Below are 13681 nucleotides of genomic sequence, written 5' to 3'. Positions count from 1 at the left end.
GAGTGGGTTTGTGTTTGTGGGGGGGGGGTGGTGGTTGTGGGTTTGTTGGTGTGTTGCTTTTGGCTGTGTGGCGCCCCTCCCCCCGGGGGGGGGGGAGGGGGAGCCCCCCCCCCCCCCCCCCCTCGCCGGTGGTTCTGAACGGAGGAGGACGCGCCTACCCGCTCAGGCCTTGTCCTGCATGGTGCGCCGGGCGGGATTGCTCTGTTCGGCGGCCTTGGGGTCCTTCTCGTGGGCCTTGGCCCGGACCCCGTCCGCGATGCGCTTGCCGATGGTCTCGTCGATGTTCGACCAGTACGCGAAGGCCCGCTCGAGGACGGGTTCGGTGACGCCGTTGAGGAGGTGTCCCACCACGTTGTCGACCAGCCGATCGCGGGCGGCGTCGTCCAAGACCTCGCGGACCATGGTGCCGGGCTGCCCCCAGTCGTCGTCCTCCGCGTGGGAGACGTAGGCGGCGCGCGTGATCTCGCCGTCCGCCTCCCAGCTGGGCGGGCTGCCGTAGCGTGCGGTGTCGGCCGCCGGGCCGCCCTTGGAGTTCGGCGCGTACACCGGGTCCGTCGTCTTGCGGTAGGCCATCGCGCCGTCCTTCGAGTAGGTACGGACGTCGACGACCGGCGCATTCACGGGGAGCTGCTGGTAGTTGGCGCCGATCCGGTGACGGTGCGCGTCGGCGTAGGAGAACAGGCGGGCCAGGAGCATGCGGTCCGGGCTCGGTCCGATGCCCGGGACCAGGTTGTTCGGCTGGAAGGCGGCCTGCTCGATCTCGGCGTGGTTGTCCGTGGGGTTGCGGTCGAGCGTCATGCGGCCGACGGGAATGAGGGGGTAGTCGCCGTGCGGCCAGACCTTGGTCAGGTCGAATGGGTTGAAGCGGTATCCCGCCGCCTCCCCGTACGGCATGATCTGCACGTGGAGGGTCCAGCTGGGGAAGTCACCGTCCCGGATGTGCTCGAAGAGATCGCGTGTGTGGTAGTCGGTGTCGACGGCGGCCATCTGGTCCGCCTCGTGCTGGGTGAAGCACTCGATGCCCTGGTCGGTCTTGAAGTGGTACTTCACCCAGAACCGCTCGCCCTCGGCGTTGATCCACATGTAGGTGTGCGAGGTGTAGCCGTTCATGTGGCGCCAGGTCCGCGGGATACCGCGGTCTCCCATGAGCCAGGTCACCTGATGGGCGGATTCCGGCGAGAGGGTCCAGAAGTCCCACTGCATGTCGTGGTCGCGCAGGTTGTTGTCCGCGCGGCGCTTCTGCGACCGGATGAAGTGCTGGAACTTCATCGGGTCCTTCACGAAGAACACCGGCGTGTTGTTGCCGACCATGTCGTAGTTGCCTTCGCTGGTGTAGAACTTCACCGCGAAGCCGCGCGGGTCGCGCCAGGTGTCCGGGCTGCCGCGCTCACCGGCCACGGTCGAGAAGCGGGCGACCAGATCGGTGCGGACACCGGGCTGGAACAGCGCCGCCTTGGTGTACCGGCTGATGTCGTGCGTCACCTCGAAGTGGCCGAATGCCCCGCTCCCCTTGGCGTGCGGCTGGCGCTCCGGGATCCGCTCCCGGTTGAACTGGGCCATCTGCTCGATCAGGTAGGCGTCCTGAAGGAGGACAGGTCCCCCCGGTCCCACGGTGAGCGAGTGCTCGTCGCTCTCCACGGGGGCGCCCGAATCGGTGGTGGTCGGCCGGATGTCCGTCATGGTGCTGCCTCTCCTCCACGGGGTCTTCGGGAGCGGTTCCCCGCGCGGGGGCACACGTACCGCTCCCCCGAGTCGCGTCACCCGAAACGGGGGACGCAAACGCCCCCCTCTGCCCTGCGGTCCGGCACACGCCCCTCGGGAGGTGCGGCGTCACACCGCCGGCAGAACGATCTCCCTCTTGAGGATCTTGCCGCTCGGCCCCAGCGGCAGCGAGTTCACCAGCCACACCCGGCGCGGGTACTTGTATGCCGCCACCTGCGCCTTCACGTATTCGCGCAGCTCATCGGCCGTGGCCTGACCGGTGGGGCGGAGCACGACCGCCGCCGCGACCTCCTCGCCCAGTTCGGGATGCGGAACGCCGATCACCGCGGCCAGGGCGACGGCGGGGTGCTCGTGGAGGACCTCCTCGATCTCGCGCGGGTAGACGTTGTAGCCGCCGCGGATGATCAGGTCTTTCTTGCGGTCCACGATGTACAGGTAGCCGTCCTCGTCGGCCCGGGCGAGGTCACCGGTGCGCAGCCAGCCGTCGGGGACGGCGGCCTGCGTCTCAGCGGGCCGCCTCCAGTAGCCCTTCATCACGTTCGGTCCCCGGACGGCCAGCTCGCCGATCTCGCCGGGGGCCACGTCCCGGCCCGCGTCGTCCACCAGCCGCACCTCCACGTCCCGGATGGGCGTACCGATGGAGCCGGCCTTGCGAGGGCGGTCGGGGTGGTTGAACGTGACCACCGGGCTGGTCTCGGACATGCCGAAGCCCTCGAGGACCGGACACCCGAACCGGCGCTCGAAACCGTGCAGGATCTCCACCGGCAGCGACGCCCCGCCGGAGATGCACATCCGCAGCGCCGAGACGTCGGCGTCCGACGGATGCTGGAGCAGCGCCGCGTACATGGTCGGGACGCCCTCGAAGACGGTGGCCCGCTCGCGGGCGACGGCGTCCAGGACGGCTCCCGGTTCGAAGCGTGGGATCAGGACGAGGGAGGCGCCGCTGCGGACGGCCGCGCTCATGGTGCAGATCTGTCCGAAGATGTGGAACAGCGGGAGGCAGCCCACCACCACGTCCTCCGGGGTCATCCGCTGCACCTCGATGCTGTTGACCTCGGTGTTGTGCCGCAGACCGGCATGGGTGAGGACGGCCCCCTTGGGGCGGCCGGTGGTACCGGAGGTGTACAGCAGGACGGCCATGTCGTCATCATCCGTGTCGGCGATGTCGGGGCGCGCTGCGTGCCCGGCCAGTGCCGCGGCGAACGCGGCGGGTTCGACAGCGGTGTGCCGTACTCCCGCGACGGCCGCTCCCTTGGCTCCCTCGCCCGGCGCCTGGTGCCATTCGAAGAGTCGTACCGCGCCGGAGTCGGTGAGGTGGAACTCGGTCTCCCTGGTCTTCAGGAGCGGGTTCATCGGGACGACGACCGCTCCGGCGCGCAGGGCGCCGTAGTAGAGGACGACGAACTCGGGCACGTTGGGCAGCATCAGGGCGACCCGGTCTCCCGGGCGTACGCCCTCCGCCCTGAGCAGGGCGGCGGCGCGGGCGGTGCGGTCGTCCAGTTCCGCGTACGTGATGACCTGCTCCCCCAGGCGCAGCGCGGGACGCTCCGGCTGCCGTTGCGCCGTCTCCACGAGGAACCCTGCCAGATTGGCCATGACCCGCCTCCGTAACACGAGATCACCCGATGTTTACATCGTCGACATCTTCCAGCCGTCCTCCGGCAGGTCCTATGGCCCCGAGGACAGCGCTCACCCCCTGGGATTGTTCCCGGGGACAAAAGGGTGGGGATAAGCTGCGGTCATGGACCTTTCGGGCGTCGCTGCGGCGCTGCATTCACGGCTGCCCGGCCTGGCCGAGAGGATGGCGCTGCGCATCCGCACGGAGGTCGAGGCCTACAAGGACGAGGGGCTGGTCTCCTTCGAGTCCCTGCGACGTTCCTGCCACGCCAACGCGGACTTCGTCCTGACCCACTTCGAGTGCAAGGAGGCCCTCGACGCGGAGGCCGCCCGGGAGACCGGGCGGCTCAGGGCGGAGCAGGGTGTTCCGTTGGCCGACACGCTGCGCGCGTACCGGATCGGGTCGGAGCTGGTGTGGACGGAGATCGTCGCGGAGGCGCGGACCCGCCCGGAGGTCTCGGACGATTTGCTGGTCTCGGCGTCCGCGGAGCTCTGGGCGCTGTCGGGCCGGTACGCGGAAGCGGTGGCGGATGCCTACCGGAGGAGGGCCACCGAGTTGTCCGCACAGGGGCAGGCACGGCGTGCCGCCCTGGTGGAGGCGCTGTTCACCGGTGTCATCACCGACCACACCCTGTGGGGGGCCGCCCGGGAGCTGGGGCTGCCCGAGCAGGGTCCCTATGCCGTCGCTGTCGCGGAGGGCGGCGCTCCGGGCGAGGAGCCCCTCGCCGGTGCGGAGGCGCTGCTGCGGCAGGCGGGGCTTCCCTCCGCATGGAGATCGCTGCCGGACCAGCAGCTCGCCCTGATCGCGCTGCCCACGACCGCGGCGGAGGACGTCTGCCTGCGTATCCTGCGGCGCAGTCGTGCCCGGGTGGGGATCAGCCCGTCGTTCCCGTCCCTGCGGAGCGCCCCGCACAACCTGCGCTTCGCGCGTCTGGCCCTGGCCGCGCTGCCGGGTCCCGGTCCCGGCGTCGCACGGTTCGACGACGATCCGCTGGCCATGGTCGTCGCGGCGGCTCCCGCCGAGGCGGCCCGCCTGGCTCAGGTGTCGCTCGGGCCGGTCCTCGGGCTGCCGGCCGCGGAACGCTCCCGGCTTCTGCACACCCTGGAGCACTGGTTCGCCGCCGGGGGCTCGGCCAACGCCGCATCCCAGAGCCTCTTCGTCCACCCCAACACCGTGCGCTACCGCATCCGGCGCATCGAGGAACTGACCGGCCGGTCCCTCTCCGACCCGCGCACGACGGCGGACATCGGTGCGGCGCTCCTGGCGGTCCGCGGCCGGATGCCGGCGTCCGCCGGCCCGTCGGCGGAGGGCGGCTGACGCCGGAGCCGCCGGTACGGGGCGCCGCCTGTGGCGACGGCCGAGCCCCGCTCCCGGCGAGTCGGTCGCGCCGCGCGCGTCAGGCGTCGTCCTCGTTGAGGAGGAGGATCTTGCCGAGGTGGCCGCCGGCCTCCATCAGGCGATGCCCCTCGGCGGCGTCCGCCATCGGCACGGTCCGGTCGACGACCAGCCGCACCGCGCCGCTCTCGATCATGGGCCAGACGTTCTTCTGCACCTCGGCCACGACCTCGGCCTTGTACTCCTTGGACCGCGTCCGCAGCGTCGTGCCGTGCACCGAGGCCCGCTTGAACACGATGTCGGCGAGGTTCAGCCGGCCGTCCAGCCCCTTCTGCAGGCCGATCACCACCAGCCGGCCGTCGGCGGCGAGCGAGTCGACGTTGCGCTCCAGGTAGTCACCCCCCACGACGTCGAGGATCACGTCGTAGGGACCGTGCTCGGTGAAGTCCTCGGTCCGGTAGTCGATCGCCAGATCCGCGCCCAGCTTCCGCGCCTGGGCGGCCTTCTCCGCGCCGCCCACCGTCGTGACCACGCGGGCGCCCAGGGCCTTGGCGATCTGGATCGCCATCGTCCCCACGCCGCCGGCACCGCCGTGCACCAACAGCGTCTCCCCCGGCTTCAAGCCGGCGGTCATGATGAGGTTGGACCACACCGTGGCGGTGGCCTCCGGCAGCCCCGCGGCCTCGGCCAGTCCGACCCCCTTCGGGATCGTGAGCAGCTGCCCGGCGGGGACGGCGACCTTCTGCGCGTAACCGCCGCCCGTCAGCAGCGCGCAGACTTCGTCGCCCACCTGCCGGCCGGTCACGCCCTCACCGATCGCGCTGATGCGGCCGGAGACCTCCAGGCCCGGATACGGCGACCAGCTCGGCTGCAGCGGGTACAGGCCCCACCGCTGCATGACGTCCGCGCGGTTCAGCGCGCCGGCCACCACGTCGACGACCACTTCGCCCGCCGCGGGTACCGGGTCCTCGGCCTCCACCCACTGCAGAACCTCGGGGCCACCGTGCTCCGTGATCGACACAGCCTTCATGACAACTCCGTTCGTGCTTCTGCCCTGTGCACAAGAACCCCTGTACACGAGAGCCAAATGTTTACAGTACATACATTAGCTCGGGAAGTATGCAGCGTCAACATTTGCTCCACCCCCGCCCGCTCACGCCGTGCGGAAGGTGCCGGGAACGGACCGAGGCCGTCGACGTCCCCCACGAACGTCAGCGGCCTCGGAGCTGGGTGCGGCCCGGTCAGACCCGCGTCGCCTCCTCGTGGCGCGGCGCCTTCTTCCCGGCCCGTGAGGGCCCGGCCGAGGGGGCCGGAGCCGGGGCGGGCAGCCGCGCGCCCTCGATGTCGACGTCCGGGAGCAGCCGGTCCAGCCAGCGGGGCATGCTCCACGCACGTCGTCCGAGCAGGGCCATGGCGGCGGGCACGAGCGTCATGCGGACGACGAAGGCGTCGATGAAGACTCCGAAGGCCAGCGAGAAACCGATGGCCTTGACGATCGGGTCGTCGTTGAAGATGAAGCCACCGAAGACCGCGACCATGATCAGTGCGGCGGCCACGACGACCCGGGCGCTGCTGGAGACGCCCCGGGCGACCGCGCCGGCCGCGTCCTTGCGGTGCTCGTAGTCCTCGCGCATCCGGCTGACGAGGAACACCTCGTAGTCCATGGCGAGACCGAAGAGCACACCGGTCAGCAGGATCGGCAGGAAGCTGGTGACCGGTCCGACGGCCGACACGTCGAGCAGACCGTTCAGATGCCCCTGCTGGAACACCCAGACCGAGGCGCCCAGGCTCGCGCCCACCGACAGCAGGAATCCGAGCGCCGCCTTGAGGGGGACGAGGACGGACCGGAAGGCGATGGCCAGCAGGAGCAGGGCGAGGAGGACGATGACGCCGATGAACAGGGGCAGTGCGTCACCGAGCTTGTCGGCGACGTCGATCGCCATGGCCGTCTGTCCGGTGACGTAGAGGGCCCCGCCCACGGCGGCGACCTCGGGGGCCTGGTCGCGCATCCGGTGGACCAGGTCGGTGGTGGCCTCCGCGTCGGGGCTCGACTTCGGCACCACGGCCATGACGACGACGTCACCTGACGGGCTGGGCACGGCGGGCGAGACCGCGGCCACGTTCTTGTCGGCGGCGAGCGTGCCGCGCAGCCGGGTCACGGCGCCCTGCCGCTGGTCCTGCGGAATCTTCTCGGTGTCGACGACGGTGATGAGGGTCGCGTTGAAGCCGGGGCCGAAACCCTCGCTGAGCAGGTCGTAGCTCTTGTGCTGGGTACTGGTCTCGGGCTGGGCGGCATAGCTGGGCAGGCCGAGGCGCAGGTCGCGGGCGGGCAGGGCGAGGATCACCAGGCCGAGGATGCCGGCGACGAGGACGACGGCCGGGGTGCGGGTGACGCCGCGGGCCCAGGCCAGGCCCCAGGAGCCGGGGGCGCGGTTCCTCCGCCCGCTCTTCCGCTCGGGCCGGCGCGGGCGCATCCGCTCGCCGAAGACTCCGAGCACGGCGGGGAGCAGGCTGATGGCGACCAGGACGGCGATCAGCACGGTTCCGGCGCCGGCCAGGCCCATGATCGTGAGGAACGGGATGCCGGTGACGGCCAGGGCGGCGAGGGCGATGACCACCGTCGCGCCGGCGAAGACCACGGCGCTGCCGGCCGTGGCGGTGGCGCGGGCGATCGACTCCTCCCAGTCGGTGTCGGGGTCGGCGAGCTGTTCGCGGTGCCGGGAGATGACGAACAGCGCGTAGTCGATGCCGACGGCGAGGCCGATCATCAGGGCCAGCACGCTCGCGGTGCCCGTCATCTCCACGAAGCCGGAGACGAACATCGTGCCGAGCAGGCCGACGGCGACGCCGAGGAGAGCGGTCAGCAGGGGCAGTCCGGCGGCGACGAGGGAGCCGAGCGCGACGGCGAGGACCACGAAGGCGATGACGACACCGACGAGTTCGGCCGGGCCGCCCGCCTCGGTCTGCGGGAGCATGGCGGAGCCGCCCAACTCGACCTGCATCCCGGCGTCACGGAGAGGCTCGACCGCGGTACCGAGTTCTTCCTTGGCCTCTTCCGTCACCTCGGGGGCCTCGTCCTCGAACCGGACGTCCGAGTAGGCGATGGTCCGGTCGGCCGACATGGCGCCGGCCTCGGCGGGCCGGGAGACGTCGACGACGCCGTCCACCTTCGCGGCGTCGCGCAGGACGCCGTCGAGGACCTTCTGCTGCGCCGGGTCCGTGACCGTCTTCCCCTCGGGGGCGGCGACCACGATGCGCACGACGCCGCCGGCTGCCGGGGGGAACTTCTCCTTGAGAAGGTCCTGCGCTTCCTGCGCCTCGACTCCCGGGATGGTGAACTCCGTCGACGTCTTTCCGTGGAGTGCCGCCCCCAGGCCGCCGACGACGGCGAGAACGAGTATCCAGGTCGCGATCACCCAGCGGCGCCGGCGAACCATCCAGCGCGCCCAGGCGTACAGGCGTGAGGCCATCGAAGAATTCCTAACCGGTCGAGTCCCTGATCGAGAGGACGTCAGGGAGGCACAGGGGTGGCGGAGGAACAGAGCGACAGGCGTGCGGCGACCGGGATGCCCGGTCGCCGCACACTCCCTCCAACCCACTCATTGCACAGTAACGCAATTTTACAGTCAACGGTAATTTAGCTACCGGTGGTAATCTTGCGTCCATGACGGGTGACAGCCTCAGGGAACGCAGCAAGGCGCGGCGCAGGGACGCGATCCTCACCGCCGCCTACGAGCTGTTCGCCGAACGCGGCTTCGACGCCACGAGCATCGCCGACATCGCCGAGGCGGCCGAGGTCTCCCCCCGTACGGTCACGCTGTACTTCCCGACCAAGCTGGAACTGGCGATGGCGCACTTCAACACGTTCGTCGACCAGTTGTCGGCGGCGTTGCGCGCCCGGCCCGCAGGGCAGGGCATCATCGACGCGGTGGAGCAGTGGCTGCGCGAACAGGCCGACGACCCGGGCAAGTTCGACGAGCTCCACGACCGGATGCTCCAGGCCAACCCGCAGCTCAAGGGGTTGTGCCGGGGTCGGCTGACCGATGCCGTGCAGGACGGCGCCCGGCTCCTGGCCGAGGAGCAGGGCTGGCGCGCGGACGACTTCGCCCCGCGCATCCTGGCGGCCACCGTGGCGAGCGTCATCGGCGAGCTGACCCACCGGTCGGAGCCCGGGGACCTGGAGACGGCGATGGCCTTCATCCGCGCCGCGGCCGCCACCCTGCAGCCGGGCTGATCCGGGGCCCGTCCGCCTCCCCTCGGCTCAGCCCGCGCCGCCCTGGATCGTCCGGAGAAGGCCGGCTTCGCGGTCCCGGACCGTCCTCGCGGCATCAACGAACTCGGCGACGGGCGGGCTCACCTGGTCGCCGCGGTGGGCCACGGCGAGGATCGAGTCGGGATGGTCGTCGATCGAGAGGTGACGGACGCCCGGGTGAGGTGAGTAGTACGGCATGGCCCGGCTCTCCAGCGTCTGCATCACGCTGCTGTGCGCGCTCAGGGCATCGCATGCCGGCTCATGCGGGAGACCAAGGGGATCCACCTGGCGGACGCCTGACGGGAGGGTCCTGTGCGGGGCGGCCCGGGACCGTCGTGCGGACGTTCCGCCGGCGCGGTCCCGGCGTTCGCGGGTCAGACGGTGACGAGGCCGACTTCGGCGCATCCCTGGCGGAGTGCGTCGACGCCGAAGGCGGTGGTGGGGCCCACCACGCCGGGTGTGGCGCCGGATCGGGTGGCGAGGCGGTCGGCGGCCCAGGCGATGAGTTCGCCGGTGAGGGTGTAGGGGTTGGGTCCTTCGACGTGGATCTCCGCGAGCGGGGCCTTGCTCCGGCTGCCCGCGGAGGCGACGGCGACGACGTGGGAGGGGATCCGTTCGCGCAGGGCCGCGTCGGGGCCGCCGGGCGGGCCGATGAGGAGCGGCCGGGTCAGCGCGTCGCTCACTCTGGGGCCCGCAGGGAGCCGTGTGGTGGCGTCGACGAGGGCCGAGTAGAGGGACAGGGGGCGGCTGAGTCCGGAGAACCAGCCGTTGTAGACCGTGATGTCGTCGAGGTCCGGGAACTCCTCCGGCAGGAACAGCACTTCGGTGCCGGAGACGAGGAACGCGGACCTGCGGCGGCCCCGCACGGTGAAGCGGTGCACGCGGGAGGCCGTGCGTTCGTCGACGAGCCGGTGCCGGTGCAGGCGGGCCGAGGGCAGGGTCATGCCGTCGCGCATGGTCGCGCGGGTGCCCTGGCTGATCCCGCGCCAGATGGGGCCGGTGGCGAAGTAGCCGACGTCGACGGCGCGTGCGGTCGGTCCCGCCTTCCGGACGGCCAGGGCCGCGGCGAGGATGCCGGGCACGTAGTCGTAGCCGAAGGCCGGCAGCATCACCGCGCCGGTCTCACGGGCGCGTCGGTGGTGCCGGGCGTGCAGGGCCTGGACGAATCCGACCTCACCGCTGGAGTCGAGGTAGTGGGCGCCGGCGTCGGCTGCGGCCTGCGCGACGGGGAAGCCGAAGCGTTCGAAGGGGCCGACGGTGGTGATCAGTACGTCACCGGGGTTCAGGTGCTTGCGCAGACCGTCGGGGGTGGCGGCGTCGACCACCAGGTGGTCCAGTCCGCCGGAGCGTTCGGCCAGTGCTGACAGGGCGGCGGCGTTGCGCCCGGCCAGGGTGGGCCTGACGCCTCTGCGCAGCAGTGCGCCGAGGACGAGGTCACCGGTGTAGCCGGTGGCGCCGAGCAGGACGGTGCGGCCGGTCATCGCTTCCTCCCGAGGAGGGGGTGCGTCCGGGACACGGCCCTGGCGATGAGGGCGAAGGACCGGGAGGTGTGCGGTGCGTAGACGAGGCGCAGGGTGTCGGGCCGGGTGGGCTTGGAGAGGACCGGCTTGGGGTGGCTGAAGGTGTCGAAGGACGCCTTGCCGTGGTAGGCGCCCATGCCGGATTCCCCGACGCCGCCGAACGGCAGGTTCGGTACGCCGAGGTGGATCATCGGGGCGTTGTACACGAGCCCTCCGGACGAGGTCTGCTCCAGCAGGGCCTGCCGGGCAACCTTGTCGCGGGTGAACGCGTACAGGGAGAGGGGCTTGTCGCGGGCGTTGATGAAGTCGATAGCCTCGTGGACGTCCCGTACGGTCAGGACCGGGAGGACCGGGCCGAAGATCTCCTCGGTCATGACGGGCGCCTGGGGCGGCACGTCGGTCAGCACGGTGGGGGCGATGTAGCGGTCCTCCGCGTCGAAGTCGCCCCCGGTGAGGAGGTCGCCCGCGCCCATGAGGCCGGTCAGCCGGTGGAAGTGGCGGTCGTTGACGATCCGCCCGTAGTCGGAACTCGTCCGGGGCTCCACGCCGAACATCTCCCGGACGGCTCCGGGCAGTGCGGCCAGCAGGGAGTCGCGGGCGGCGCGGGTGACGAGGACGTAGTCGGGTGCGACGCAGGTCTGGCCGGCGTTGGTGAACTTGCCCCAGGCCAGCCGGCGCGCGGTGACGGCCATGTCGGCGGTCTCGTCGACGAAGACGGGTGATTTGCCGCCCAGTTCGAGGGTGACCGGGGTCAGATGCTTGGCCGCCGCCGCTGCGACGATGCGACCGACCGTGCCGTTGCCGGTGTAGAAGATGTGGTCGAAGCGCTGCGCGAGCAGCGTCGTCGTCTCCTCGACGGCTCCCTCGACGACGGCGACGGCCTCCAGGTGGCGGGGCAGCAGGTCGGCGAGCAACGCGCTGGTGGCGGGGGCGAGTTCGCTCGGCTTCACGACGGCCGCGTTACCGGCGGACAGGGCGCCCACCAGCGGGTTCAGGGTGAGTGTCAGCGGATAGTTCCAGGGCGCGATGATGAGGCAGACGCCGAGGGGTTCGGGGTGGATGCGGGCCGTCGCCGGCTTGATGTTCAGGGGCACGGCGACCCGTCGGGGCCTCGTCCAGCGGCCGAGGTGGCGCAGGGCGTGTTCGGTCTCGGCCAGGACTCCGCCGATCTCGGTGAGGTGCGACTCGGTGCGTCCTTTGCGGAGGTCGTCGTAGAGGGCTTCCTCGATGGCCGAGGTGTGGTCCAGGAGCATGCGTCGCAGGGCCTGGAGCTGGCGTCGGCGCCAGGTCATCGGCCGGGTGACGCCCGAGTCGAAGGTGTTCCGGAGTCGTGCCACGGTCTCCGGGATGTCCTGGTGCTGCCGTGCCACGGGGGCGGTGGTGCCGGTCATGGGTGCCGGTCCTTCCATCCGAGGGGTCGGGACTGCGCGGTGGCGGTCGCGGCTAACGGGCCGAAGCCGCTTCGACGTCGGCGACGATCCGCTCGGCGAGGCGTTCGGAGGACGGCGGGTTCTGTCCCGTGTACAAGTTGCGGTCGACGACCACGTACGGCCGCAGCGGAAGGCGCGCCTTGGAGTACTCCGCGCCGCTCTCCCGCAGCCGGTCCTCCAGCAGCCAGATCGCCTTGCGGCCGAAGCTGTTGAACTTCTCCTCCATGTTCGACAGCCCCGTCATCCGGTAGCCGGTGAACGGCCAGGAACCGTCCTCGTTCTGCGCCGCGAAGGCGGCCGCCGGCGCGTGGCACAGCAGCGCCAGCGGCTTGCCCGACGACAGGACCCGCGTGAGCAGCGCGCCGGAGACCGGGTCGACCGACAAGTCCTCCATCGGACCGTGGCCGCCCGGGTAGAACACCACGTCGAAGTCGTCGGGATCGATCTCGTCCAGTGACCGCGGACTGTTCAACTCGTCCTGGATGGAATCCAGGTACGCGGCGACCTCGCGCAGCTTCGAGGGCCACCCCGCCGTCCTCGACATGCTCAGTCGGTCGAGCGTCGGGATCCGTCCGCCCGGCGTCGCGATCGCGATCTCCCATCCGGCCCGGGTGAAGATCTTGTGCGGCATCGCGAGTTCCTCGCCCCAGTAGCCCGACGGGTGCACCTCCCCGTCCCGCAACGTCCACCGATCAGCCGCAGACACGACGAACAACACCCTGGTCATCACAGACGCTCCTCTTGGCGACGTGGATTCACGGACGTTCCGACGGCTGCATCGGCGTGATGCACCACAAAGGGATCTCACCATCATCTGTCCGTCACGGAGTGCGTGCGACCGGTCCAGGCCGCAGCCGCGCACTCCCCGCTGACACCGTACGCCATTACTGGCACAGACTGCCAGGTTTGACACTGGTAGGCTTCCCGCATGAGGGAGACGACAGCGCGCGGCCTGCGCATGAAGACTCGCCAGGCCGTCACCGATGCCTTGGCAGACACGGCCCTCGAACTCTTCGACAGCACCGGCTTCGACCAGGTCACCGTGGCCGACATCGTCGCGGCGGCGGGCATCTCCCAGCGCAGCTTCTTCCGCTACTTCAGCAGCAAGGAGGACGTCGTCTTCGGCGACCGCATCCCGACCGCGGAGGAGGTCCGGGACGAATTGCTCAGGCACCTGGACGGAAGCCCGGCATGGGACGCCCTGCGGGACACCTTCCGCACGGCGGCCGAACAGATGGACGCCGATCCGGGGCCCTGGAAGCGGGCGACCCGCGTCATCTGCCACACGCCCGGCCTGCGCGCGCGCTACCTCGAAAAGCACCTGGCCTGGACCGACGCCCTCGCGCCGGAGCTCGCGTCCCGGATCGGCCCCGACACCCCGGACGCGGACCTCAGGGCCCACACGATGATCAACACCGCACTCGGCTGCTTCGACGTCGCCCTGGTGCGCTGGTCCGAGGCCGGCGCGGATCTCTCCCTCGCCGGGCTCGTCGACGACGTGTTCGGGTTCGTGCGGATCCCGCACGCCTGACCGGCCCACCGGGCCACCCCTACACCCCCGCCACTCCACGAGGCGACGCGCTTCGACCCTGCCAAGCCCGCCGCCCCACTGGGCGCGGCCGGGGCGCTGCCGCGTGCCCGCGATCGAGGGCGGCGCCGGCCGCCCGGTCACGCCGCCTCACGGGCGCGACCACCGAGACCGACCGGCAGACGACCCGGGGCTCGACCGCGGACAAAGGCCCGCCCTCTGCGACGCAGCACACACCTCCCAATGTTTGCATCACTCACATCAGGCTCTAATGTG

At 71.0% G+C, this 13681-nt stretch carries 11 protein-coding genes; 3 read left to right on the top strand and 8 right to left on the bottom strand.

Features of this window, described 5'->3' with window-relative positions; translation table 11 throughout:
• Positions 1-162: 162 nt before the first annotated feature.
• On the bottom strand, positions 163-1680 hold the full coding sequence (locus ACZ4NT_RS04990; RefSeq protein WP_121408756.1) for a catalase: 1518 nt from the start codon (positions 1678-1680) through the stop codon (positions 163-165).
• A gap of 150 nt (positions 1681-1830) precedes the next feature.
• Positions 1831-3318 carry a long-chain-fatty-acid--CoA ligase gene (locus tag ACZ4NT_RS04985; RefSeq protein WP_467723488.1) on the bottom strand — a complete coding sequence of 496 codons (1488 nt, stop codon included), beginning with the start codon at positions 3316-3318 and terminating at the stop codon, positions 1831-1833.
• A 145-nt stretch (positions 3319-3463) separates the two neighbouring features.
• Between ACZ4NT_RS04985 and ACZ4NT_RS04980 the strand changes: the two genes are divergently transcribed.
• Complete coding sequence (locus ACZ4NT_RS04980; RefSeq protein ID WP_467723486.1) at positions 3464-4657, top strand: PucR family transcriptional regulator; 1194 nt, start codon at positions 3464-3466, stop codon at positions 4655-4657.
• Positions 4658-4736: 79 nt separating this feature from the next.
• Here ACZ4NT_RS04980 and ACZ4NT_RS04975 read toward each other — a convergent pair whose 3' ends face one another.
• Positions 4737-5705: an NAD(P)H-quinone oxidoreductase gene (locus ACZ4NT_RS04975; protein WP_467723484.1), complete on the bottom strand. Its 969-nt coding sequence runs from the start codon at positions 5703-5705 to the stop codon at positions 4737-4739.
• Between the two features lie 211 nt (positions 5706-5916).
• Positions 5917-8145, bottom strand: a complete 2229-nt coding sequence (locus ACZ4NT_RS04970; RefSeq protein WP_467723482.1) for an MMPL family transporter — start codon at positions 8143-8145, stop codon at positions 5917-5919.
• Between the two features lie 194 nt (positions 8146-8339).
• On the opposite strand from ACZ4NT_RS04970, the gene ACZ4NT_RS04965 reads away from it, so the two are divergent.
• On the top strand, positions 8340-8909 hold the full coding sequence (locus tag ACZ4NT_RS04965; protein ID WP_121408760.1) for a TetR/AcrR family transcriptional regulator: 570 nt from the start codon (positions 8340-8342) through the stop codon (positions 8907-8909).
• A 27-nt stretch (positions 8910-8936) separates the two neighbouring features.
• Here the strand turns inward: ACZ4NT_RS04965 and ACZ4NT_RS04960 are convergent, their stop codons facing one another.
• The 4 genes from ACZ4NT_RS04960 to ACZ4NT_RS04945 all read right to left on the bottom strand — a co-directional run bounded on the left by ACZ4NT_RS04960 (position 8937) and on the right by ACZ4NT_RS04945 (position 12604).
• A complete protein-coding gene (locus ACZ4NT_RS04960) occupies positions 8937-9149 on the bottom strand; it encodes a hypothetical protein (RefSeq protein WP_147464432.1) in 213 nt (70 codons plus the stop codon).
• Positions 9150-9301: 152 nt separating this feature from the next.
• On the bottom strand, positions 9302-10408 hold the full coding sequence (locus ACZ4NT_RS04955; RefSeq protein ID WP_467723480.1) for a saccharopine dehydrogenase family protein: 1107 nt from the start codon (positions 10406-10408) through the stop codon (positions 9302-9304).
• Positions 10405-11838 (bottom strand): aldehyde dehydrogenase family protein, encoded by a 1434-nt coding sequence (locus ACZ4NT_RS04950; RefSeq protein ID WP_467723478.1) that lies wholly within the window; start codon positions 11836-11838, stop codon positions 10405-10407. Before ACZ4NT_RS04950 ends, ACZ4NT_RS04955 begins: the two co-directional genes overlap by 4 nt.
• 52 nt (positions 11839-11890) lie before the next feature.
• Positions 11891-12604, bottom strand: a complete 714-nt coding sequence (locus tag ACZ4NT_RS04945) for a type 1 glutamine amidotransferase domain-containing protein (protein ID WP_467723476.1) — start codon at positions 12602-12604, stop codon at positions 11891-11893.
• A gap of 201 nt (positions 12605-12805) precedes the next feature.
• Here ACZ4NT_RS04945 and ACZ4NT_RS04940 point away from each other — a divergent pair, with 201 nt between their 5' ends.
• On the top strand, positions 12806-13408 hold the full coding sequence (locus ACZ4NT_RS04940) for a TetR family transcriptional regulator (RefSeq protein ID WP_467723474.1): 603 nt from the start codon (positions 12806-12808) through the stop codon (positions 13406-13408).
• Positions 13409-13681 lie beyond the last annotated feature (273 nt).

This window comes from Streptomyces sp. NPDC026417 (assembly GCF_055567695.1).
Note: the sequence above shows the minus strand (reverse complement) of the source record. Positions and strands in the feature narration are given on the sequence as shown.

Excerpts from the sequence above, each read along its gene's own strand:
- ACZ4NT_RS04945 (WP_467723476.1), bottom strand. The coding sequence starts at position 12,604 with ATGACCAGGGTGTTGTTCGTCGTGTCTGCGGCTGATCGGTGGACGTTG.
- ACZ4NT_RS04970 (WP_467723482.1), bottom strand. The coding sequence starts at position 8,145 with ATGGCCTCACGCCTGTACGCCTGGGCGCGCTGGATGGTTCGCCGGCGC.
- ACZ4NT_RS04990 (WP_121408756.1), bottom strand. The coding sequence starts at position 1,680 with ATGACGGACATCCGGCCGACCACCACCGATTCGGGCGCCCCCGTGGAG.
- ACZ4NT_RS04960 (WP_147464432.1), bottom strand. The coding sequence starts at position 9,149 with ATGCAGACGCTGGAGAGCCGGGCCATGCCGTACTACTCACCTCACCCG.
- ACZ4NT_RS04965 (WP_121408760.1), top strand. The coding sequence starts at position 8,340 with ATGACGGGTGACAGCCTCAGGGAACGCAGCAAGGCGCGGCGCAGGGAC.
- ACZ4NT_RS04980 (WP_467723486.1), top strand. The coding sequence starts at position 3,464 with ATGGACCTTTCGGGCGTCGCTGCGGCGCTGCATTCACGGCTGCCCGGC.
- ACZ4NT_RS04950 (WP_467723478.1), bottom strand. The coding sequence starts at position 11,838 with ATGACCGGCACCACCGCCCCCGTGGCACGGCAGCACCAGGACATCCCG.
- ACZ4NT_RS04955 (WP_467723480.1), bottom strand. The coding sequence starts at position 10,408 with ATGACCGGCCGCACCGTCCTGCTCGGCGCCACCGGCTACACCGGTGAC.
- ACZ4NT_RS04975 (WP_467723484.1), bottom strand. The coding sequence starts at position 5,705 with ATGAAGGCTGTGTCGATCACGGAGCACGGTGGCCCCGAGGTTCTGCAG.
- ACZ4NT_RS04940 (WP_467723474.1), top strand. The coding sequence starts at position 12,806 with ATGAGGGAGACGACAGCGCGCGGCCTGCGCATGAAGACTCGCCAGGCC.
- ACZ4NT_RS04985 (WP_467723488.1), bottom strand. The coding sequence starts at position 3,318 with ATGGCCAATCTGGCAGGGTTCCTCGTGGAGACGGCGCAACGGCAGCCG.